Origin of the sequence: Gaoshiqia hydrogeniformans, from assembly GCF_049347105.1 — a bacterium.
GTDB lineage: Bacteria > Bacteroidota > Bacteroidia > Bacteroidales > Prolixibacteraceae > Gaoshiqia > Gaoshiqia hydrogeniformans.
This window is the reverse complement of sequence record NZ_CP186334.1, coordinates 2,732,965-2,754,879: the sequence shown is the minus strand read 5'-3', so window position 1 is coordinate 2,754,879 and position 21,915 is coordinate 2,732,965. Positions and strand designations below refer to the sequence as shown.

20 protein-coding genes are annotated in these 21,915 nt (G+C 47.4%); 7 read left to right on the top strand and 13 right to left on the bottom strand.

Annotated elements, in window-relative coordinates; all coding sequences use genetic code 11:
- Positions 1–81: 81 nt before the first annotated feature.
- Entirely contained in the window at positions 82–489 is a 408-nt protein-coding gene (locus ACOIT5_RS10920; RefSeq protein WP_423130508.1) for a hypothetical protein, read from the bottom strand.
- A gap of 64 nt (positions 490–553) precedes the next feature.
- Positions 554–1,126 carry an RNA polymerase sigma factor gene (locus tag ACOIT5_RS10915; RefSeq protein ID WP_423130507.1) on the bottom strand — a complete coding sequence of 191 codons (573 nt, stop codon included), beginning with the start codon at positions 1,124–1,126 and terminating at the stop codon, positions 554–556.
- A 180-nt stretch (positions 1,127–1,306) separates the two neighbouring features.
- Between ACOIT5_RS10915 and ACOIT5_RS10910 the strand changes: the two genes are divergently transcribed.
- The 4 genes from ACOIT5_RS10910 (at position 1,307) to ACOIT5_RS10895 (ending at position 4,630) form a co-directional block, all read left to right on the top strand.
- Entirely contained in the window at positions 1,307–1,906 is a 600-nt protein-coding gene (locus ACOIT5_RS10910; RefSeq protein ID WP_423130506.1) for a hypothetical protein, read from the top strand.
- A gap of 79 nt (positions 1,907–1,985) precedes the next feature.
- Entirely contained in the window at positions 1,986–3,101 is a 1,116-nt protein-coding gene (locus tag ACOIT5_RS10905) for a L,D-transpeptidase family protein (RefSeq protein ID WP_423130505.1), read from the top strand.
- A 13-nt stretch (positions 3,102–3,114) separates the two neighbouring features.
- Positions 3,115–3,831, top strand: a complete 717-nt coding sequence (locus ACOIT5_RS10900; RefSeq protein ID WP_423130504.1) for a L,D-transpeptidase — start codon at positions 3,115–3,117, stop codon at positions 3,829–3,831.
- A 1-nt stretch (position 3,832) separates the two neighbouring features.
- Entirely contained in the window at positions 3,833–4,630 is a 798-nt protein-coding gene (locus ACOIT5_RS10895; RefSeq protein ID WP_423130503.1) for a hypothetical protein, read from the top strand.
- Between the two features lie 372 nt (positions 4,631–5,002).
- On the opposite strand, the gene argB is transcribed toward ACOIT5_RS10895, so the two are convergent.
- The 10 genes from argB to ACOIT5_RS10845 form a co-directional block, all read right to left on the bottom strand.
- Positions 5,003–5,779, bottom strand: a complete 777-nt coding sequence (gene argB, locus ACOIT5_RS10890; RefSeq protein ID WP_423130502.1) for an acetylglutamate kinase — start codon at positions 5,777–5,779, stop codon at positions 5,003–5,005.
- A 12-nt stretch (positions 5,780–5,791) separates the two neighbouring features.
- The gene (locus tag ACOIT5_RS10885; RefSeq protein ID WP_423130501.1) at positions 5,792–6,742 is read right to left on the bottom strand and encodes an N-acetylornithine carbamoyltransferase; all 951 of its coding nucleotides are present in this window, start codon (positions 6,740–6,742) and stop codon (positions 5,792–5,794) included.
- 146 nt (positions 6,743–6,888) lie between these two features.
- The gene (locus ACOIT5_RS10880) at positions 6,889–8,139 is read right to left on the bottom strand and encodes a glutamate-5-semialdehyde dehydrogenase (protein WP_423130500.1); all 1,251 of its coding nucleotides are present in this window, start codon (positions 8,137–8,139) and stop codon (positions 6,889–6,891) included.
- Between the two features lie 143 nt (positions 8,140–8,282).
- Positions 8,283–9,374 (bottom strand): glutamate 5-kinase, encoded by a 1,092-nt coding sequence (proB, locus tag ACOIT5_RS10875; RefSeq protein ID WP_423130499.1) that lies wholly within the window; start codon positions 9,372–9,374, stop codon positions 8,283–8,285.
- Between the two features lie 8 nt (positions 9,375–9,382).
- Entirely contained in the window at positions 9,383–10,180 is a 798-nt protein-coding gene (gene proC / locus ACOIT5_RS10870) for a pyrroline-5-carboxylate reductase (RefSeq protein ID WP_423130498.1), read from the bottom strand.
- Between the two features lie 12 nt (positions 10,181–10,192).
- Positions 10,193–11,338 carry an aspartate aminotransferase family protein gene (locus ACOIT5_RS10865; protein ID WP_423130497.1) on the bottom strand — a complete coding sequence of 382 codons (1,146 nt, stop codon included), beginning with the start codon at positions 11,336–11,338 and terminating at the stop codon, positions 10,193–10,195.
- A gap of 1 nt (position 11,339) precedes the next feature.
- Positions 11,340–12,314, bottom strand: coding sequence for an N-acetyl-gamma-glutamyl-phosphate reductase (gene argC, locus ACOIT5_RS10860; RefSeq protein ID WP_423130496.1), 975 nt, complete (start codon positions 12,312–12,314; stop codon positions 11,340–11,342).
- A 9-nt stretch (positions 12,315–12,323) separates the two neighbouring features.
- Positions 12,324–13,517 (bottom strand): argininosuccinate synthase, encoded by a 1,194-nt coding sequence (locus ACOIT5_RS10855; RefSeq protein WP_423130495.1) that lies wholly within the window; start codon positions 13,515–13,517, stop codon positions 12,324–12,326.
- Between the two features lie 143 nt (positions 13,518–13,660).
- Complete coding sequence (locus tag ACOIT5_RS10850) at positions 13,661–14,377, bottom strand: GNAT family N-acetyltransferase (protein WP_423130494.1); 717 nt, start codon at positions 14,375–14,377, stop codon at positions 13,661–13,663.
- An 8-nt stretch (positions 14,378–14,385) separates the two neighbouring features.
- Positions 14,386–14,868: an arginine repressor gene (locus ACOIT5_RS10845; RefSeq protein ID WP_423130493.1), complete on the bottom strand. Its 483-nt coding sequence runs from the start codon at positions 14,866–14,868 to the stop codon at positions 14,386–14,388.
- 250 nt (positions 14,869–15,118) lie between these two features.
- Between ACOIT5_RS10845 and carA the strand changes: the two genes are divergently transcribed.
- Together carA and carB are read left to right on the top strand one after the other, a co-directional pair.
- The gene (carA, locus tag ACOIT5_RS10840) at positions 15,119–16,201 is read left to right on the top strand and encodes a glutamine-hydrolyzing carbamoyl-phosphate synthase small subunit (RefSeq protein WP_423130492.1); all 1,083 of its coding nucleotides are present in this window, start codon (positions 15,119–15,121) and stop codon (positions 16,199–16,201) included.
- Positions 16,202–16,211: 10 nt separating this feature from the next.
- Complete coding sequence (gene carB / locus ACOIT5_RS10835; RefSeq protein WP_423130491.1) at positions 16,212–19,451, top strand: carbamoyl-phosphate synthase (glutamine-hydrolyzing) large subunit; 3,240 nt, start codon at positions 16,212–16,214, stop codon at positions 19,449–19,451.
- Between the two features lie 51 nt (positions 19,452–19,502).
- Here the strand turns inward: carB and ACOIT5_RS10830 are convergent, their stop codons facing one another.
- The gene (locus ACOIT5_RS10830) at positions 19,503–20,027 is read right to left on the bottom strand and encodes a cupin domain-containing protein (RefSeq protein WP_423130490.1); all 525 of its coding nucleotides are present in this window, start codon (positions 20,025–20,027) and stop codon (positions 19,503–19,505) included.
- A 322-nt stretch (positions 20,028–20,349) separates the two neighbouring features.
- On the opposite strand from ACOIT5_RS10830, the gene ACOIT5_RS10825 reads away from it, so the two are divergent.
- Positions 20,350–21,915 carry a carboxyl transferase domain-containing protein gene (locus ACOIT5_RS10825; protein WP_423130489.1) on the top strand — a complete coding sequence of 522 codons (1,566 nt, stop codon included), beginning with the start codon at positions 20,350–20,352 and terminating at the stop codon, positions 21,913–21,915.

Below are 21,915 nucleotides of genomic sequence, written 5' to 3'. Positions count from 1 at the left end.
TGCAATTGCGGTGCAAATATAGTATTTTATTTGAAATCGCTGCAAGCATTTTTTGAAGTTCAACCGCGATTTTTTCAATTTTTACAGTCGGGCTTTATCCAGAACCTCTCCGGTTTCGTTGACCAGTAAAAAATAGCGGATCAGCTGATCATCGCGCACAATTAATTCGTACTGTTCATTTTCCTGATTCTGAATATGAATGCCATTCATCAGTTCGCCGTGCTGAAGGGCAGCCTGACGGATCTTATCCGGAATCAGGTCGAGCGGCAGGTTAATCTTCAGGCTGACCCGTTCGCCATTCCCCTTGTAACGGGCAATATGTTCCAGTTCATCGTTGTAAAATACAACTTCGTACTGGTCTTTCATCCTGGCCCACTCCGCGTTTCGCGGAGTCGCAAATTGTTGTCCGAAAGCGGTTTTAACAGGCTCCGGCAAATGGGGTTCCTTGTGCCCGCTGAGTATTTTCTGAAAAAAGTTCATTACGTCCATTGTTTTTGTTTTCTGTTTAACGGGTTTCTATATTGACGCTGTTTTCTGTAAAAGTAACCTGGCTTTACAACTCTTTTTGAAACCGGGTTTTATATAAATAAACCACCCGGGTTCGGGCGCGTTTTAACCTCATTTTTACGGCATCTTCGCTAATGCGCAGGGTCTGGGCAATCTGTTTGCCCGGAAGGTTATCCTGGTATTTCATCAGCAACAACGCCTTTTCTTCAGGATGAATCATTTCCAGGATCTTGGTCAGGTTGTTGTAGCTCAGCTCCTGGAGATCGGCTTCCGATTCATCAATGATGTCGGGGATTTCATTTTGGATGTTCCAGTTCGGGTAATGCAGTTTTTTCTTCAGCCTTAAATAATCGATTGAATGGTTATAGGTGATGGCGTAAAGCCACGACGAAAACGACGAGTTGCCTTTAAACCCAGGCAACTTTTCGTAGGCTTTTGCCAGAATGTCGTTGGCAAAATCTTCTGCTTGCCGGCGGTCTTTGATAAAACTGTAACATTTGTCCATGACTTTCAGGAAATACCTTTTGTAAAGGATTTCGAAAAGAGCAGGCTGATTTTCATGGATCATCAGCCGGATGAGTTCCTCGTCGCTCGCGTTTTTGTAATTTTCAACCTGCATACCTGTTTTTCAACTGCTTTTTCACCGGAAAATGAATTTTGTAACTTTTTTTTTATTTTCTGCGTTACTTAATCCTGATCCCTCGTCTAAATGGAGATTTAAACAAGGATTATATTCCAGAAACGAATTTAATCATTGAAAATAGATTTGGATTAAAAAAACAAAATTTACTGATTGACGATGAAAAAAAAATTAATGCTTGTTGTAACAGCTTTGAGTTTAGCTGTTGTTTTAAGTAGCTGCGGAAAAGCTCCGCAAGCCGAAATTGATGCAGCAAATGCTGCTATTGAAGCCGCTAAAGCGATTGGCGCTGATGTTTATGTTGCTGAAGACTTTGCCGCTCTTCAGGATTCGATGAAAGCCGTGAATGAAGAAGTTGAAGCACAAAATGCCAAACTCTTCAAAAATTTCAACAAGGTAAAAGAACAATTGGTTGTTGTTACGCAACTGGCCGACGAAACCAAAGCAAAAGCTGAAACCCGCAAAGCTGAAGTGAAAGCAGAAGTTGAAGCCCTTCAGGTTGAAGTGAGCGACCTGCTGACGCAAAACAATGAGTTGATTGCCAAGGCTCCGAAAGGAAAAGAAGGCGCTGCTGCTTTGGAAGCCATTAAAAGCGACAATGAACTGATTGCAGCTTCGCTGACTGAAGTAGCCGGTTTGGTTGAAGCAGACAACCTGATGGCTGCATTGGACAAAGTGAAAGCTTCAAAAGAAAAAGCATCGGCTATTAACACCGAGTTGTCTGAAGTAATTGCCAAATATTCGAAAAGCAGACGCTAAGATCTTTTGTATCAGCATAGCTAGTAATGATTTCCCCGGAGTTCTGTACTTCGGGGATTTTTTGTCAAACGCGTGATTTATGGGTAAGAAAAGATGGAAGAAGGTTGGATGGGGAATTACGGTTTTTATCATTCTGTTTTTGGGTGGATGGCTGGTGATTTCACAAGCACCCCAGGCGCCCAGAGAGGAACTGAAACTGGCCCGTGAGTCGTTAAATGCGGCACAAAAAGCCGGCGCTGCCAAAAATGCTGCCGCTGTTTACAACGAAGCGCAGCAATTGTACGATTCGGCGATGGTTTGCTGGGCCGTGCAAAACAAAAGGTTTTTCCTGGTACGCGATTTCAGTACGGTATCCGATCTCTGCGGCCAGGTTATTTCGAGGGCCCGCGAAGCCGGCGAAAAATCGGTTAAACATACCCAAAGCACAAACAAGCTCCTAAAAAACGGACTGGCCAACCTGGATCAGCAGGTTTCCCGTTTTGACCGGCTTTATAAAAAATTGCCATTGCCCGAAAATGTCATTACCGCTTACAACAACGGGAAAATGAAGTTGTCGGAGGCAAAAATTGCTTTCGGGAGTAACCGGAACAACGAGGCCCAACAACATTGGAAAGAGGCTGAAAAACTAATCGGCGAGGCTAACCGGAAAGCCGAACGTTTATTGGCCGATTGGTTTATCCATTACCCGCAGTGGAAAAAGTACGGGGCTGAAGCGATCCGGCTTTCAAAAAGCGGACAACGGGTTATTTTGGTTGATAAACTGGCCCATAGCTGCATGGTTTATCAAAACGGAAAGATCGTCAAACAATTTGAGGCAGAACTGGGTAAAAACTGGATAGGAGATAAACGGAAAAAGGGCGACAAAGCAACTCCCGAGGGACTGTACCGCGTTACAAGGAAAAAAGACCGTTTTCATACCAAATTTCACCGGGCCCTGTTGTTGAACTACCCCAACGATGACGATAAAAAGCGCTTTGCTGAAGAAAAGAAAAAGGGCAGTATCCCGGCAGGCTCAGATATCGGAGGGTTAATTGAAATACACGGGCATGGAGGCAAAGGCGTTGACTGGACGGATGGCTGTGTCGCTTTGACCAATGACGACATGGATAGCTTGTTCAGGCTGGTTGCTGCCGGAACCCCGGTTATTATTGTCGGCTCCCTCAAATCATTACAGGAAATTTACGGAAGAAACTAAAGGCAAAAAATGAATGATAGGCGAAGAAACGAAGATTGAAACAAATAAAAATGGGCTGACGAAAAAAATGAAATGGCGCGGCCGGTTGTTCTTTTACTCCGTCGTGTTGGGCGCTGTGCTCGGGTTCTGTGTGTTTATATTCTCAATCGTCCCGCTCATTAAGAACAGTCCGCTGATTTTTCCAAAGAAGGCGGCGGCCGGTCAGTCGGTTGAAATGGAAATGCCCGATGAGAAAACCTTAAAAACAGACATTCTGCGTCTGAACAATAAACTCGAGCGTTTAACTCCCGGCGGTGTCTACCTGGTGGTGAACACCTCGGATAATACTTTCTTTTTATATAAAAACAGGAAATTGATCCGGGAAGGTTTATGTTCTACCGGAAGTTATATTCGACTTGAACTGGACGATGTAAAGAGCTGGGTGTTTCAAACGCCCAAAGGGGTTTTTACCATCAAAGGGAAAATCACATCGCCTGTTTGGCGCAAACCCGACTGGGCTTTTGTGGAAGAAGGGCTGCCCGTTCCTTCGGCAAACGATCCCTCGCGCTTCGAATACGGAGTGCTGGGCGATTATGCCCTGAGCCTTGGCGACGGGTATTTAATTCACGGCACCTTGTATCAGCGATTTCTGGGACAACCGGTTACCCACGGCTGCATCCGGATGAATGACGAAGATTTGGAGACCGTTTATCAAACCTTGCCGATTGGGGCAAAAGTATTTATCTACTAACATGGACATTCAGAAATATCACCGGAAACCGGCCAACCTCGTCCGGAATTTTTTAAAAACTGCCATTCCCGTTGTACTGGTTTTTGTTGCGGGACAATACACGGTTCTATCGGTCATGGCGGTTAGGGAAAAGATGAGGGAGATCAACCAGCAAGTCGATGTTCAGTTGTCGGCCATGAACAATGATAGCGTCAACGCGTCGTTATTCGAATGGTATAAGGAAAAAAACTGGCTCGAAACCCGTTTTCAGATTGCCCGAACCGATTCGATCAGTTTATCGGTAAACCTGAAGGACAGTGTGGTGCAACTCGAACTGAAAGGCGTGGTCCTGAAAACCTCCAAAATAACTGACTTTAAGGCCGATCAGTTTTTTTACCGGCTAAATCCCGGGGCCTACCATCATCTGTTCGGAGTACAGGCGCAAACAACCGGCAGCCTGTCAACCATCCCCAAAGAACCGCTCACGGTTAAAAAGGCGCCCAAAGATACAACCGAAGTAGAAACTGCACAGGCAGATACGGCCAGGGCAAAAGCAGAAGCGGTACATTGGATGATGAGCCTTGATAAAGACGTCATCCTGAAAATTGAAGGCACAAACCAGGATAGCAAGGTTAAATGGAACGGACAGAAATTCTGGTTTAGCCAAACAATTGCTGAAATCAGGCGGGACATGTCTCAGACAATCCGGTTTAAACAGCCGGTTTATCAACCGGAGATCCGCTTGGTTATTCCCGAAGCAGATGCAAAGGCTATTTACAGGGCATTACCGGTTCACCCGCTTGTTTGTATCCGGTTTTAAACCGACAAAACCGGATAGATCCAGGCGGATAAATCCGGTTTTTGCTGTCATACGTTAACCAACAGTTTGTCAATAAACCCTTTTCTTCTTTTTGTGATCGCTGATTAGGAAAGATAAATCAGTATCAGAACCAATATCAGGAACAGACCGATGGCAAAAGCCACCAGGTTGCCTTGTTTTTGAGATTTTTCAATGCGTGCCATAGGTTGTTTGTTTTATGGGTTTTTCAGATGAGGTATTTTACGTGATCGGACAAATTTTGATCTGTTTTTTCCGAATTATTTTTTCACCCGTATGGCGCCATTCTGAAGAAATAAAAAAAACCGATCGTTACCTGCGACCGGTTTCAAGTTATTTCAGTAAAGCGGTGTTTTATTTCGGCAACAAGATCGTCCCCCCCTCTTCCAGCCCGGGAATATTGGTAATCCGCACTTTCTTTACCCCGCGGCTGATCGCACTGAAACTGTTATCCAATTTAGGGATCATCCCGGTATGAACCGCACCGTATGCCTGCAAGTCTTTAAACTCGCTGTGGCTTAATAAGGCGATCACGGAACTGTCGTCATCCGGGTGTTCGAGTACGCCCGGCTTTTCGAAACAATAGACCAATTCCACCTCGTAATATTTGCTGAAGGCGACGGCTGCTTCGGCAGCAATGGTATCGGCATTAACATTCAGCATCTGCCCTTGTTTGTCGTGTGAAAGCGGCGCCAGCACAGGCACTACGTTCTTTTCTATCAGCAGTTTCAGCTCTTCGATATTCACGGACACAATATCGCCCACGTAGCCATAGTCGATGTCGGTTACAGGTCGTTTTACCGCCTGCATATAGTTCAGGTCGGCGCCCGTCAGTCCAATGGCATTGATCCCCAGCGCTTGCAGGTTGGCCACGATGCTCTTGTTGACCAGTCCGCCGTACACCATACTCACCACTTCGAGCATGGCCTGATCGGTAACGCGGCGGCCTTCCACCATTTGGGTGGCAATACCCAGACGCTCGGCTATTGCCGTAGCTAAACGCCCCCCTCCGTGGACCAGCGCTTTGAGGCCTTCGAGTTTTGAAAAACGTGCCAGCAGGTCATGCAGCGACTCTTTTTCTTCCACCACCTTTCCTCCAACTTTTACCAGGGTCAGTTTTGTTTTGCTCATACTTTCAAACGGCTATTTAATTTGATCCAGCAACATTTTCAATACCGCCTGGGCTGAGAACAAGCGGTTTTCTGCCTCGGGCACCACGATCGAATCGGGGCCGTCGATCACCGAATCACTCACAATCATGTTGCGGCGTACCGGCAGGCAGTGCATAAATTTGGCATGGTCGGTTACGGCCATTTGGCGATCGCTTACCGTCCAGTTCATGTCTTTCGACAAAATTTTCCCGTAATCGTTGTAAGCTGCCCAGTTTTTGGCATAAATGAAATCGGCGCCTTCAAAGGCTTTCATCTGATCGTATTCCGGTTCCAGATCGCCCATAAACTCCGGGGCCAGTTCGTATCCTTCGGGGTGAGTTACAACCAATTCATAATCGGTCCGGCGCATCCACTCCACGAATGAATTGGGCACCGCCTGCGGCAATGCACGGGGATGCGGCGCCCAGGTCAACACCACTTTCGGGCGTTCTTTGGTTTTGAATTCTTCAATCGTCAGGTGATCGGCAAACGACTGCAGCGGATGGCGGGTGGCCGCTTCCATGCTGACCACCGGAACACCAGCATAATCAACGAATTGCTGAAGAATTTTTTCCTGGTAATCGTCTTCTTTGTTTTCGTACTTTGCGAACGAACGCACGCCAATAATATCGCAATATTTGCCGATTACGGGAACGGCTTCGCGGATGTGTTCCGGTTTATCGCCATCCATAATTACGCCCAGCTCGGTTTCCAGTTTCCAGCCGCCTTCGTTGATGTCGAAAACGATAACGTTCATTCCCAGGTTCAGCCCGGCTTTTTGAGTACTTAAGCGGGTACGCAGGCTCGAATTGAAAAAGACCAGCAACAAGGTCTTGTTTTTTCCGAGCGATTGATATTTGTAAGGGTCCTTCTTTAGCTCGAAAGCCAGTTTCAAAGCTTCATCCAGACTGTCCAGATCGTGTACTGATGTGAAATGTTTCATATCGGGTGATGTTGATTTTTTATTAAAAAGTTATGGTCTTCAGCAATCGGCCTGAACCTGTTTCAGGAGATTTCAGATTAGTCCCCCGGGGTGATCGGGACACAGATCCGGAAACCGGTTTGGGGTGATGCTTTCGTTCCGTACGATTATTTCGGGCGGGTTTGTCCCTCGCCGTCAATCAGCCATTTGTAGCTGGTTAGTTCCTCCAGCGCCATGGGACCGCGGGCGTGCAGTTTCTGGGTCGAAATGCCAATCTCTGCACCCAAGCCAAATTGAGCGCCATCGGTAAAAGCCGTCGAAACGTTACAATAAACCGATGATGCATCTACCAGTTTACGGAATAAATCCAGTCGTTGTTCATCTTCGGAGATAATGGCTTCGCTGTGTTTCGAACTGTAACGGGCAATGTGGTCAAGCGCTTCATCAAACGACGAAACTGTTTTCACCGCCATTTTATAATCCAGAAACTCAGTACCAAACGACTCCTCGCCGGCCTTTTCCAATAAAGCGTCCGGGTATTTGCCGCGCAACGCAGGATAAGCCTTTTCGTCGGCATAAACCACCACCTTGCTCTCGGGAAGTTCGGCGCAAAGCAACGGCAGGTCAGCCAGGCGACTTTCGTGGATCAGCAGGCAGTCAAGCGCATTGCAAACGCTGGGGCGCCGGGTTTTTGCATTTTCAATAATCGCTTCTCCCTTCTTTGCATCGCCAAACTCGTCGAAGTAGGTATGGCAAATGCCTGCGCCGGTTTCAATCACCGGGATGCTAGCGTTTTTACGCACAAATTCAATCAATCCCTGCGATCCGCGCGGAATGATCAGATCGACATACCCGCGGGCATTCAGGATTTCGGAAGTTGCTTCGCGACTGGCAGGTAACAAAGCCAGAATATTTTTATCGACGCCGTGTTTTTCAATCACCGCATGAATGAGCTTCGTAATGGCGGTGTTCGAATCGATGGCATCGCTGCCCCCTTTCAGTACGCAGGCATTGCCCGATTTGAGGCAAAGCGAAAATACATCGAAGGTTACATTTGGGCGGGCTTCGTAAATAATGCCGATTACCCCGAAAGCAACCGACACTTTCCGGATCCTCAATCCGTTTGGACGGAGGGTTTCGCTGAGCACGCGGCCCAGCGGAGAAGGCAGGGAAGCCACATTACGGATATCGGCGGCAATGCCTGCAATCCGTTCAGCTGTCAACTTCAACCGGTCGTATTTTGGATCTGCCGGATCCATCCGGTTCAGGTCTTTTTCGTTTTCAAGCAGTATCCCGCCGGTGTGTGCAACAGCGGCATCGGCAACATCGTTCAGAATCAGGTTGATCTGATCGACGCTCAATAAATTGAGGCTTCGGCTGGCCTTCAAGGTTAATTCCAATTGTTTTTTGACCTCCATGGTTTCTGCTGTTTTTAATTAAAAGTCCCCTTCCCTGGGGGAGGAAGAGGACAACTCAGAATATCTTGATTTTGTTGAAGTCAACAAAAAGGGGGTTAAAAGAAAAGGGTATAAACAGAATTCTGAGTTAAGTTCGTTATCATTTAATCTTCAATTAAGTACAAATAGTCGTAATGAACGATTGGTTTCTGGTTTTTACTTCCCAGGCCCTGCCCCGCTTTCTCGGAGCTGAACTGAGATTTTCCCCAGCCAACCAGTTTTCCCTGCTCATCAATAATTTTCACAATGTCGCCACTCTGGAAAAATCCTTTCACCTCCGTCACCCCAATCAACAACAGACTGGTGGCCTTGGTTGAGAAAAGCGCCTCTTTTGCCCCCTGGTTGATCACCAGTTCACCTTTTGCAAAACTGTCGGAATAGGCAATCCACTTTTTCACGTTGGATGACTTGTGTTTTTCGGCTTTAAACAGGGTGTGTTTTACCACACCGTCTTTCCGCAGAATATCGATCAACACGTTATCGCGCAGCCCGCTGGCAATATGTACCGCGATACCTTCTTTCGCTACTTTGCGTGCAATGGTACTTTTGGTAAGCATGCCTCCGCGCCCGAACCCGGACTTTTGTGCTGACACGTTTTTCATCCACTCTTTTTCTTTGGTCCCGATTTCTTCGATGATTGTTGACTCGGGCAAAGAAGGATCGCCGTCGTAAATGCCTTCGATGTTACTGAGAATGATTAATGCTTCGGAGTTTTGCATGGAAGCGATCAGCCCCGAAAGCTCGTCATTATCCGTAAACATCAGTTCTGTAACAGAGATGGTATCATTTTCGTTCACGATTGGCACCACTTTATTTTCGAGTAAGGTGGTAAAACAATTTTTCATGTTCAGGTAATGATCACGATCGGCAAAATTGTCTTTCGTTGTCAGCACCTGGGCGCATACAATCCCATGTTCCCTGAAAAAGTCAGCGTAGCGGTTAATCAGTTTTACCTGGCCAACTGCCGACCACAACTGCCGCGATGAAACGGTATCCAGTTTTTTCTGAATTTTCAGTTCGCTTCGTCCTGCAGCTACAGCCCCCGATGACACCAGGATAATTTCTACGCCTTTCTTGTGCAGATAGGCAATCTGATCAACCAAATGGGCAATACGGGCAACATTAAGTGTCCCATCAGACTTAGTTAGAACGTTACTACCTACTTTAACGGTAATTTTTTTATAGTTGAAATTCATTGTTTCGCCTATGCTTGCTCAATTTTATTGAATGAGGCAATCAGTCCCTGGATCACAGATGAACTGAAGCCCTGGTGTTCCATCTCATTAATGCCGGTAATGGTGATTCCGCGGGGCGTCGTCACTTTATCAATTTCCCTTTCGGGATGATGTCCGGTATTCATGATCAGCTGAACAGCGCCTTTTACTGTTTGAGCGGTGATAAACTGGGCCATTTCGGCGCCAAAGCCCATCTCGATACCACCTTGCATGGCCGCGCGAACGTACCGCAGGGCAAAAGCCGTTCCGCACGATGCAAGTACCGTGGCGGCAGCCATCAGTTCTTCGGTAATAACAACGGTTTGTCCAAGCTGATCGAATAATTCTTTTACGGTGTTGAGGCTTTGTTCCGTGTTCCCGTTTCCGGCGATACAAGTCATCGATTCCTGGATCGAAATGGCCGTGTTTGGCATTACCCGGAAAATCTGCATATCATGTCCGGCCATTTCCGACAGTTGATTCAGGCTAACGCCGGCAACAATCGAAACCAGTATTTTATTGACATTTAAGGCCGGTCGTACTTCATTGATCACCGACTCAATGTGATAGGGTTTTACCGCGAAGATGACCAGATCAGCCTGTTCAACCGCCTCCATATTTTTTTGAAAGGTGGTAATCCCCTGCGCGCTCATCTCCTCCAGCAACGATTTCTTTGGATCGGCGATGCAAATGGAAGAAGCCTCCATGTACGCTGATTTGATAATTCCCCGGGCAATGGCCCCGCCCATATTGCCGGCCCCGATAATCGCTATTTTTTTAACCTTCATGATTTTCTGATATTATTCTGCCTTTACATAAAGTTCGTTCAATACTTTTTCGAAAGAGGCCATAAATTCGGATGCCTGCTGTAAACTTAAGGTCAGCGGTGGCAGCAACCGAATAATATGGGTTCCCGACACCCCGGTAAAAATTTTCTCTTCTTCCAGTAATTTTTGCCGTATCGGTTTAATGGGTTCTTCAAACTCCAGACCGATCATTAGCCCTTTTCCCCTCACCTCTTTTATTTGTTTGAAAGAAGCCAGTTTTTGCATCAGGTAATCGCCAACTTTGGCGGCATTCTCCACCAGTTTCTCATTCTCCATGATGTCGAGCACAGCAATTGCTGCGGCACAGGCCAGGTAGTTGCCGCCGAAAGTAGTTCCCAACATGCCGTGCCAGGGTTTCAGTTCCGGTTGGATCAGTAGTCCGCCAACGGGAAACCCATTACCCATACCTTTCGCCATGGTAATCAGGTCGGGGCGGATAGCGGTGTACTGAAAAGCGAAGAACTTCCCGCTACGTCCGTATCCCGATTGAATTTCATCCAGCACCAGCAGGGTACCGTGCAATTTGCATAAACGTTCCAGCTCTTCCAGAAATTCGGGCGAAGGGACGTGAATCCCGCCAATACCCTGGATGCCTTCTACAATAACCGCTGCAATTTCTTTCGTTTTCAGTTGTTCTTCAACCAAACCGATGTTGTTCAAAGGCAAAATCACCGCGTTGGGCGTTTCATTCACCGGGGCCACAATTTTTGGATTGTCGGTAACGGCCACAGCAGCAGAAGTGCGTCCGTGGAAGCCTTTTTTGAAGCTGATCACTTTTTTTCGTCCGGTAATGAACGAAGCCAGTTTCAAGGCATTTTCGTTGGCTTCGGCCCCCGAGTTACACAAGAACAGCTGGTAGTCGTCGAAACCCGACAGTTTTCCCAGTTTATCGGCCAGTTCCTGTTGCTGCGGAATCTTTACCGAATTGCTGTAAAAGCCAATCCGGTTCAGTTGTTTCGTGATTGTTTCCACATAATGCGGATGACTGTGTCCAACAGAGATCACGGCATGGCCACCGTACAGATCGAGGTAACGGTTGTCCTGATTGTCCCACATGTAACACCCGTCGGCTTTTACCGGAACAATATCGAATAGCGGATATACATCAAATAGTTTCATCTTAAAAAGAAACCGGTTTTAGGTTTAATCCGGCTTTTTCATCCAGACCAAACATTAAATTCATATTTTGCACTGCCTGTCCCGATGCACCTTTCAGCAGGTTGTCGGTCACGCTTAAAATCATCAGTTTATTGCCATGTTTTTCCAGATAAACAATGGCTTTATTGGTATTGACCACCTGCTTGAGATCGGGATTCTCGCGGCTCACGAAAACGAAGGGGTGATCTTTATAAAAATCGTCATACAGGTTGACGGCTTCTTCAAGGGTTCCCGTATATGCGGTATAACTCGAAACAAAGATGCCGCGCGTATGGTTTCCCCGAACAGGAATAAAGTTAATTGCCTGGTCGAACGTTGGTTGCAGCTGCTTTACACTTTGGGTGATTTCGCCCAGGTGCTGATGCTGAAAGGCCTTGTAAACCGACAGATTGCTGTCGCGCCAGCTAAAGTGCGAGGTTTTTGAAGGCGCCTGGCCGGCTCCCGTCGAACCGGTAATGGCATGTACGTGAAGTTCGCCGGCCAGCAAGCCGGCCGCAGCCAACGGCAATACCGTAAGCTGGATGCCTGTGGCAAAACAACCCGGATTCGCTATTCGCGAGGCAGTCCTGATTTTTTCGCGGTTCAGTTCGGGCAAACCGTAAACAAAGTTATTGCCTTCGGCTTTTAACCGGTAATCATGGCTTAAGTCGATGATCTTTACCCCGGAAGGAATGTCGTTTGCCTCAACAAATTCTTTCGACTTGCCATGTCCCATGCAGAGAAAAATCACATCGCACCGGGTGTAATCGGGTTTTGCAACAAACACCAGGTCGGTATCCCCAATCAAATCACGATGCACCTCAAAGACAGGGTTTCCGGCATTGCTGCTGCTTTGTACGAAACTCAGCTCAGCATTCGGGTGCCACATCAATATGCGGATCAGCTCTCCGGCGGTATAACCTGCTCCTCCAATTATTCCTGCTCTTACCTTGGTCATTATTCCGGCTTAATATTTTTTATGAATTGAATTGTAAATTTTAAGCGATGTGCCCAAAATCGTCGTGAAGCCTTTCACATCGTCGCTGGTCCAGGCCTTGTTCATTTCGCCGTACTCGCCGAAGTCTGATTTCATCAGGTCGTACGGAGAATCAACGCCAACCAGAGTATATTGGTAGGGCTTCAATTTAACAATAACCTTGCCTGACACGGATTCCTGGGTGTTTTCAAGGAACTTTTCAATATCGCGCATCACCGGGTCAAGGTAAAGGGCTTCGTGAAGGAACATGCCGTACCAGTTGGCTAACTGTTCTTTCCAATACATCTGCCATTTGGTGAGCGTATGTTTCTCGAGCATCTGGTGCGCTTTGATGATGATCATGGGAGCAGCCGCCTCGAAGCCCACGCGGCCTTTGATGCCGATAATGGTGTCGCCGATGTGCATATCGCGCCCAACGGCATATCTCGAAGCAATGGCTTCCAGGTCGCGGATCGCTTCTACTGAGTTAAAATACCGTTTGCCATCGACGCCTTTGAGTTCGCCCTCAACAAATTCGAGTACCACTTCACGCTCTTTTTCCTCTTTCAACTGAGACGGATAAGCTGACTCGGGCAAGGTTTTTTCGGAGGTAAGCGTTTCCTGCCCGCCGATGCTGGTTCCCCACAATCCCTTATTAATGGAATAGGCCATTTTAGTCCAGTCAGCCTCAACGCCATGTTTTTTCAGGTATTCGATCTCCTCATTCCGGCTAAGCTGCAGGTCGCGCGTTGGAGTTAAGATTTGGACATCGGGCGCCAGCACCTGGAAGGTCAGATCAAAACGGACCTGGTCGTTTCCGGCGCCGGTACTTCCGTGAGCGACATATTTTGCACCAATCTTTTTGGCATATTCAATAATGGCAATGGCTTGGAAAACACGTTCAGAGCTTACGGAGATGGGATAGGTATTATTTCGCAAAATATTGCCGTACACCATGTAACGGATACATTTTTCGTAATAGGTGTCGGTAACGTCGATGGCCACATGTTTGGCTGAACCGAGTTCGTACGCCCTTTTTTCGATCGCGTTTAATTCTTCCTTACTAAATCCCCCGGTATTGGCAATGGCCGTATAAACTTCCAATCCTTTTTCCTCCGACAGGTATTTGGCACAAAATGAAGTGTCTAACCCGCCACTGTAAGCTAATACTACCTTTTCTTTCATTTTATTTTCTTTTAAAAAAGTGACAACACTGAAACAGCGATTCTACTGAAAACTTACAACTTTACTAACCTTACTTATCCTGAATTTAATACACATAATTTGCAATGATCAAATCACGAAAATTCGGATTTTATCGAAGAAAATTATTCCTGAAATGTTCGCTGAACAGTGTCATCACTTATATTTTTTACCTTTTTAAACATTTTTAAGCCCGAATCTTTTCCGTTTGAATGATTCTTCGGTTTCAATTTCCCGATCATCTCCAGCAAGGAGATTTTTTTAGGCCGGGCCTCGGCAGCCACGGTAACTTTTTGCTTTTCCCAGGCCGGGTCGAACAACATCCCGGTACACAGACATTTTGAACGGTTTGTCCGTTGCAGGATGTCGTAATTTACACAACTCTGGCAACCTTTCCAGAAGTCCTGGTCATCGGTTAACTCTGAAAAAGTAACCGGACGATATCCCAGTTCATGGTTAATTTTCATAACGGCCAAACCGGTTGTCAAACCAAATATTTTCGCTTCGGGGTAACGCGTGCGCGAAAGTTCGAAAGCCTTTTTCTTAATCTCGCGGGCAAGGCCCACGCCGCGGTAATCTTTTACAACAATTAAGCCCGAGTTGGCCACAAAACGGTTGTGCCCCCAGGATTCGATGTAGCAAAAACCGGCAAACAAATCGCCTTCGAGGGCAATAATCGCTTTGCCCTCGAGTATCTTTTTAGAGATATATTCATCCGAACGCCGGGCAATCCCGGTTCCGCGTTCTTTCGATGCCGCATCAATCGTATCGTTTATGATTGTGGTATAAGCCAGGTGGGAAACGTTTGCCACCATAACTTTAATGTCTTCCATTTTCTTCATGTTCTCCATTAGCCAATTTTCTCCTGTAATTTTGGCATGATTAATACCAAACTGTTTTTTAAATCACTTGGCGTAACCCCTTCCCGCATCACCAATAAAATGGTGTCATCTCCGGCAATACTGCCAAGTATCTCGTAAGGATCTGCATTATCCAGCACCGCGGCAATACTGCTGGCATAGCCGGGCCGGGTTCGCATTACGGCCAGGTTGCCCGAAAAACTCAGGTACCTGAACCCATCAGCCAGAAAGTTTACGCCTGAATCGGCTGCCGGAACTTCCGGTTGAATGCCTTCAGGTATCACATATACGTAACCTTCCCCTGCTTTGGGTACTTTTGCCACCTTCAAAATTTTTAAATCGCGCGACAAGGTGGCCTGGGTCAGGTCAAAACCGTGCTCATGCAGCCTGGCCAGCAACTCCTCCTGGCTGTGGATGCCCTGAGAAGTGATAATTCGTTTGATGGCTAACTGTCGTTTCGTGCGATTCTTCATTATTTTTTGAATATATATGCAAATCTTTTGCAAATTTATTCATTTTCTGCAAAAAACAAATTTCAATTCGGAATATTTTATATTTTTGTTGCGGAATCAATCAGGCCGTTTACAGAACGAAAAAGAGAAATGAGACGATTAATTCGGGAAAAAGTGAAAATAAGATTTCATATTACGAAAATAAGCACAATGCGTTTGCCCTACAGCAGTAGCCAGACGCATTTTTTTTAACATATAAGCGATCATAAAAATGACAGAGGCAAAAAAAGTCAGTTTGATTTTAGAAGATGGGACCCGCTTCGAAGGAAAATCTTTCGGGTATGATAAATCCATTGCCGGTGAAATAGTTTTTTACACGGCGATGACCGGTTATCCCGAAAGCTTAACAGATCCTTCATATACCGGGCAGATCCTGGTTTCAACCTACCCCTTAATCGGCAACTACGGGGTACCCGACGATCTGATGAAGAACAACATCCACGCGTATTACGAATCACACAAGGTGCACATCAGCGGCTTGATCATTTCTGATTATTCATCGGAATACAGTCACTGGAATGCCATAAAAAGTTTGGGCGATTGGCTGAAAGAGTCCAAAGTTCCCGGATTGTATGGCATCGACACCCGCGCGCTGACCAAGATTTTACGGATGAAAGGTTCGATGCTGGGTAAGATTGAGTTTGAAGAAGAGCCCATCGACTTTTACGATCCGAACAAAGAGAACCTGGTGGCCGTGGCCAGTACCAAAAGCCGCGAAGTATACGGAACCGGCGAACACAAGGTGGTGTTGGTTGACTGCGGCGTGAAAAACAACATCATCCGCTGCCTGCTCGAACGAAATACAACCGTGATCCGGGTTCCGTGGGATTATGATTTTACCGGTGAAGAATTTGACGGCGTATTTCTGTCGAATGGTCCCGGCGACCCGGCCATGTGCCAGCAAACCATCGACAACATTTCCAAAGTCCTTAAAATTGAAAAACCCATCATGGGAATTTGCCTGGGCAACCAGCTACTTGCCCGTGCGGCCGGCGCCGATACCTACAAGCTGAAATTTGGCCACCGCAGTCATAACCAACCGGTATTGCTTGCCGGAACAGATCGCTGTTTTATTACCTCTCAAAACCACGGTTATGCCGTTGCCCCCGAATCGCTCCCCAACGACTGGGAAGCCATGTTTATCAACGTGAACGACAATACCAACGAAGGGATCAGGCACAAAACCAAACCGTTCTTCTCCACCCAATTCCATCCCGAAGCTTCCAGCGGACCGGTTGACACGGAATACTTGTTCGACGAGTTTATCGAAAACATTGTGAAATACAAAAAATAGTCCCAACAGCATGGCAAGATTACACACACACATAAAAAAAGCAATCGTTCTGGGTTCGGGAGCCTTAAAAATCGGTGAGGCCGGCGAGTTCGACTACTCCGGTTCGCAGGCGCTGAAAGCCCTGAAAGAAGAAGGCGTTGAAACCATCCTGATTAACCCGAATATTGCAACCATCCAGACATCGGAAGAAATTGCCGACAAAATTTATTTTTTACCGGTAACCGCTTACTTTGTTGAACAAGTCATTAAAAAAGAAAAACCCGACGGGATCCTGCTCGCATTTGGCGGACAAACCGCGCTCAACTGCGGGGTGGATTTATTTCGCCAGGGCATTCTCGAGAAATACAACATCCAGGTGGTCGGTACACCGGTTCAGTCGATTATTAACACCGAAGACCGCGATATTTTTGCCGGCAAACTGGGCGAAATTGATGTAAAAACGCCACGCAGCGTGGCTTGTGTCAACATGAACGAGGCCCGGACTGCCGCCCAAAAACTGGGTTTCCCGATTATCGTCCGCGCCGCCTATACGCTTGGCGGACTGGGCAGCGGTTTTTGCTCAAACGAAAAAGAACTCGACAAGCTGGTTTCAAGCGCCTTCACCTATTCGCCGCAGGTTTTGGTCGAAGAATCGCTGAAAGGCTGGAAAGAAGTGGAGTACGAAGTGGTCCGCGATCAGTACGACAACTGCATCACGGTATGTAACATGGAAAACTTCGACCCGCTGGGAATTCACACCGGCGAAAGTATCGTGGTGGCGCCCTCGCAAACCCTTTCAAACTCCGAGTACCATAAATTGCGGGCCATTTCCATCAGGATCATCCGTCATATCGGCATCATCGGCGAGTGTAATGTCCAGTTTGCCCTTGACCCTTACTCCGAAGATTACCGCGTTATCGAGGTAAATGCACGATTGTCGCGCTCATCGGCGTTGGCTTCCAAAGCAACCGGTTATCCGCTGGCCTTTGTGGCTGCCAAGTTAGGTTTGGGTTACGGCCTGCACGAACTGCACAACTCGGTTACCAAAGTGACAACAGCCTGCTTTGAGCCCGCCCTTGATTATGTGGTTTGTAAAATTCCGCGCTGGGACCTGAATAAGTTCAGTGGTGTTTCCAAAAACCTGGGAAGTTCGATGAAATCAGTTGGCGAAATCATGTCCATCGGCCGGAGCTTCGAAGAAGCCATGCAAAAAGGGATCCGTATGGTTGGGCTGGGGATGCACGGCTTCGTCGGCAACAAACAGGAAATCACCATCGACCAGATTGACGAGGAATTGCTAAACCCGACCGACCGGCGTATTTTTGCAATTGCCGCGGCTTTCGATAAAGGTTATACCATCGACGAAATTCACGATAAAACAAAAATTGACCGTTGGTTCCTGCAAAAACTCCATAAAATCCATCTTTTAAAAGAGGAGCTGTTAACCGTAAACTCCCTGAAAGAACTGGACGACGAGTTATTGCTTGAAGCAAAAAAAGCCGGATTCTCCGACTTTCAGATTGCGCGCCTGGCGCTGAATGCCGAGGGAACGCAAATCAATGGTAAGCTGCTGGAGGTTCGCGCTCACCGGAAAGCCCGGAATATGACTCCGTTTGTCAAACAAATTGATACGCTGGCCGGCGAATACCCGGCCCAAACCAACTACCTGTACCTCACCTACAACGGCACCGAGCACGATGTTGAATTTTTGAATGACAACAAGTCGGTGATTGTACTCGGATCGGGGGCATACCGGATCGGCAGTTCGGTAGAGTTTGACTGGTGTTCGGTGAACGCGATCAACACGGTCCGCAAAGACGGCTACCGCGCCGTCATGATCAATTACAACCCCGAAACGGTAAGTACCGACTACGACAACTGCGACCGTCTGTTTTTTGACGAACTGACCTTTGAGCGGGTCATGGATATCGTCGATCTGGAAAATCCCAAGGGTGTTATCCTTTCGGTGGGAGGCCAGATACCGAATAACCTGGCGATGAAACTTCACCGGCAGAACGTACCGATTTTGGGAACTTCGGCCCTGAAGATCGACAACGCGGAAGACCGCAAAAAATTCAGCGCCCTGCTCGACGAGATTGGCGTTGACCAACCCCGCTGGAACGAGCTGACCAGCATCGAAGATATCTACAAATTCGTGGACCTGGTTGGGTTCCCGGTACTTATCCGGCCTTCCTACGTGCTTTCGGGCGCAGCCATGAATGTGGTATCGAACCACGACCAGTTGGAACATTTCCTGCAAATGGCCTCCGATGTTTCGAAAGAACATCCGGTGGTGGTCACCGAGTTCATCGAACTGGCCAAAGAAGTGGAAGTTGACGCTGTGGCTGATAAAGGCGAAATCGTCGCTTATGCCATCTCGGAACATGTCGAATTTGCCGGGGTGCACTCGGGCGATGCCACCATCGTGTTCCCGCCGCAGAAATTGTACGTGGAAACTATTCGGCGAATCAAGAAAATTTCGCGCGAAATTGCCCGGGCGCTCGAAATCACGGGGCCGTTTAACATGCAATTTTTGGCTAAAGACAACGACATCAAGGTAATTGAATGTAACCTGCGTGCTTCACGTAGTTTCCCCTTCGTGTCGAAAGTGATGAAGATCAACCTGATTGAAATAGCTACCCAGGTGATGCTGGGCCTTCCATACACGAAACCCGATAAATCGCTGTTCGAGCTGGATTATGTGGGCGTTAAAGCGCCGCAGTTCTCCTTTGCCCGCTTGTTGAATGCCGATCCCGTTTTGGGTGTCGACATGTCGTCTACCGGCGAAGTGGGCTGTATTGGCGAGAACTTCTACGAAGCCCTTTTGAAATCGATGTTATCTGTCGGATACAAATTCCCTGAGAAGAACATCCTGATCTCCTCCGGACAAGCCCGCTCAAAGCTGGAATTGCTAAACAGCGCCAAAATGCTGGCAGAACGCGGCTTCAACATCTATGCAACTGAAGGCACACACCGCTTCCTGCGCGAAAACATGGTCGAATCGACATTGCTGCACTGGCCTGACGAAGAAGACCAGAAGCCAAATACGATTGACTACCTGCGCGAGAAAAAGATCGACCTGGTGGTGAATATCCCGAAAAACTATACGAAGCGAGAGCTGAGCAACGGCTATAAAATCCGCCGGAACTCGATCGATTACAACATTCCGCTGATTACCAACGCACGCGTGGCCAGCGCCTTTATTTACGCCATCTGTAAATATAAGCTGGAAGACATCGGCATTAAACACTGGGACGAATACAAAGCTTAAACAGATTAGCGCATCACGATAAAATCCCGGCTGTTCGACAGTCGGGATTTTTTATGGCGCCTCCGGCAAGCGCCCATTTTTATTCTCAATTTGTTTCCATTTGTCAGCAATGTTTTCTTCTCCCTCGAAATAACCCAATGTTGAACCCTTACCGAATACCTCCATCGACGGAGCGATTAACAGTTTATTCGAGTCAGGATACTCACAAACATCAAAACCGATCGAAGTCCGGATATCCAGGTATATACAAGTCCCGGTGGTATGATTATATAATTGGTGTGCCCCGGTTTCTCCCATCTCAAAAAAAATTACATCTCCGCTATTGACAATTTCCAATCCATCGGAAGTCCTTAAGGTTGCAGATCCGGAAATGATCATGAACAATTCTTCGGCATGCCGGTGAAAATGGTAGGGTGCAGAATATTGACCCGGATTTAATTGTCTTAAATCAAAGTTTAAATTCTGCGGATTTATCCCCTTTTTTACCCGCGAAACATCTGTGAAAATCCGGTAATTGTCAATCTTATTTGGATTTTCACGGAATTCTCGTTGGTCTGATTTTAAAATTGTTGCCATCATCTGCGATTTAATTGTTTCTATTCATACAATCAGAATTTCCGGAAATTTTGGATCTTTCCGTTTCATCGCTTATTTTAGTCAAAACAGGAATGGTATTCGCCCTGTTTTACCCCCAAATTACAAAACCTGATCGAATAAACATCACATATCGGCCAATATTGTATTCATACCGGGAAGAAAATAGAAGGACTTCATCCTCCTGTTCAGGCGAAGTTTTTAAGGCAGTTCAGTGAAAATAAAAATTTCATTTTTCGTGAACATAAAACCACCTTCCGTTGTCTGTATAAACGATTTTAAAATCGTTTTTTATCGTAATATCATGAGCGCGCCAAAAAAAGATCTGATTGGTGACCATTCATCTACTTTGTTGACAAACCGGGCCGATTATCTGCTTGTCATGGACGAATTCCGTTCGCGTTTGTCGGCAGTTTGTTCGCACGGCCCTGAACCGGCGGTGCAAAAACATCGCGAACGCGGCAAATTGCTGGCCCGGGAGCGGATTAACCTCTTGCTCGATCCGCAGACGCCTTTTCTTGAGCTATCGTCGTTTGCGGCCTGGGGCCAGTACGGCGACGCCTTCCCTTCGGCCGGCATGGTAACCGGTATCGGCCTGGTAGCGGGCCGCGAATGTATGATCGTGGCCAACGATGCCACCGTGAAAGGCGGAACCTATATCCGCGAAACCATCCGCAAACATGTACGGGCGCAGGAAATTGCCATGAAAAACCACTTACCCTGTATCTACCTGGTCGATTCAGGCGGCATTTTCCTGCCTGAACAGGCTCATGTATTCCCCGACCGCTTCGACTTTGGCCGGGTGTTTTTTAACCAGGCCCGCATGTCAGCCAAAGGGATCTCGCAAATTGCCGTGGTCATGGGTTCCTGCACGGCCGGCGGCGCTTATGTACCGGCCATGTGCGACGAAACCATCATTGTGCGCAACCAGGGAACCATTTTTATTGGCGGCCCGCCCCTCGTAAAAGCGGCTACCGGCGAAGAAGTAACCGCCGAAGAACTGGGCGGCGGCGAGGTGCATGCCCACATTTCGGGAGTTGCCGACCATCTGGCCGACAACGATGTCCATGCCCTGGAGATTTGCCGGAAGATGATTGCCGGCCTGCCCAAAACAAACAAACAACCGGTTGATTTGGCCGAAGCCGCCGAACCGCTTTTCCCTCCGGACGAGCTGTACAACTACCTGTCGACCGACCTCAAAAAGCCCATCGATGTGAAAGCGGTGATTGAACGATTGGTTGACCGCAGCGATTTCCGCGAATTTAAAGCCGGTTACGGGAAAACCTTGCTGACCGGCTTTGCCCGGATCAAGGGGATCCAGGTGGGAATTCTCGGCAACCAAAGTTTTCTGACATCCGAAAGCGCCCGAAAGGGTGGACATTTTATCCAATTGTGCAACCAGAGACGGGTTCCGTTGTTATTCTTACAAAACATTACCGGCTTTGTTGTCGGAAAAAAATATGAACACGAGGGCATCGCCCGCGATGGTGCCAAGCTGATCAACGCAGTGGCCAATTCAACGGTCCCGAAAATCACGGTGGTGATCGGTGGTTCGTTTGGCGCTGGAAATTATGCCATGGCCGGGCGCGCGTATGACCCAGATTTTTTGTTTATGTGGCCGCATACCCGCATTGCCGTGATGGGAGGCGAACAGGCTGAAAGCGTTTTGCAAACCATTGGCGGGAACTGTGAAAATGGTAGTCTGAGCGTACAGTTTGAGCGGGAAAGTTCAGCCTATTTCAGTTCGTCCCGTTTGTGGGATGATGGGGTGATCGATCCGGCCGATACGCGCAACATCCTGGGCTTGGCCTTTTATATCACTCTGAACCAACAAATTGACAAAGTCGGTTATGGCGTCTTTAGAATGTAA

Coding starts and splice junctions, on each gene's coding strand:
- argB (WP_423130502.1), bottom strand. CDS start 5,779: ATGAGCAAAACAAAACTGACCCTGGTAAAAGTTGGAGGAAAGGTGGTG.
- ACOIT5_RS10905 (WP_423130505.1), top strand. CDS start 1,986: ATGGGTAAGAAAAGATGGAAGAAGGTTGGATGGGGAATTACGGTTTTT.
- ACOIT5_RS10900 (WP_423130504.1), top strand. CDS start 3,115: ATGATAGGCGAAGAAACGAAGATTGAAACAAATAAAAATGGGCTGACG.
- ACOIT5_RS10895 (WP_423130503.1), top strand. CDS start 3,833: ATGGACATTCAGAAATATCACCGGAAACCGGCCAACCTCGTCCGGAAT.
- ACOIT5_RS10920 (WP_423130508.1), bottom strand. CDS start 489: ATGGACGTAATGAACTTTTTTCAGAAAATACTCAGCGGGCACAAGGAA.
- proB (WP_423130499.1), bottom strand. CDS start 9,374: ATGAATTTCAACTATAAAAAAATTACCGTTAAAGTAGGTAGTAACGTT.
- argC (WP_423130496.1), bottom strand. CDS start 12,314: ATGACCAAGGTAAGAGCAGGAATAATTGGAGGAGCAGGTTATACCGCC.
- ACOIT5_RS10915 (WP_423130507.1), bottom strand. CDS start 1,126: ATGCAGGTTGAAAATTACAAAAACGCGAGCGACGAGGAACTCATCCGG.
- ACOIT5_RS10885 (WP_423130501.1), bottom strand. CDS start 6,742: ATGAAACATTTCACATCAGTACACGATCTGGACAGTCTGGATGAAGCT.
- ACOIT5_RS10825 (WP_423130489.1), top strand. CDS start 20,350: ATGAGCGCGCCAAAAAAAGATCTGATTGGTGACCATTCATCTACTTTG.
- ACOIT5_RS10845 (WP_423130493.1), bottom strand. CDS start 14,868: ATGAAGAATCGCACGAAACGACAGTTAGCCATCAAACGAATTATCACT.
- carA (WP_423130492.1), top strand. CDS start 15,119: ATGACAGAGGCAAAAAAAGTCAGTTTGATTTTAGAAGATGGGACCCGC.
- ACOIT5_RS10855 (WP_423130495.1), bottom strand. CDS start 13,517: ATGAAAGAAAAGGTAGTATTAGCTTACAGTGGCGGGTTAGACACTTCA.
- ACOIT5_RS10830 (WP_423130490.1), bottom strand. CDS start 20,027: ATGGCAACAATTTTAAAATCAGACCAACGAGAATTCCGTGAAAATCCA.
- ACOIT5_RS10850 (WP_423130494.1), bottom strand. CDS start 14,377: ATGAAGAAAATGGAAGACATTAAAGTTATGGTGGCAAACGTTTCCCAC.
- carB (WP_423130491.1), top strand. CDS start 16,212: ATGGCAAGATTACACACACACATAAAAAAAGCAATCGTTCTGGGTTCG.
- ACOIT5_RS10865 (WP_423130497.1), bottom strand. CDS start 11,338: ATGAAACTATTTGATGTATATCCGCTATTCGATATTGTTCCGGTAAAA.
- proC (WP_423130498.1), bottom strand. CDS start 10,180: ATGAAGGTTAAAAAAATAGCGATTATCGGGGCCGGCAATATGGGCGGG.
- ACOIT5_RS10880 (WP_423130500.1), bottom strand. CDS start 8,139: ATGGAGGTCAAAAAACAATTGGAATTAACCTTGAAGGCCAGCCGAAGC.
- ACOIT5_RS10910 (WP_423130506.1), top strand. CDS start 1,307: ATGAAAAAAAAATTAATGCTTGTTGTAACAGCTTTGAGTTTAGCTGTT.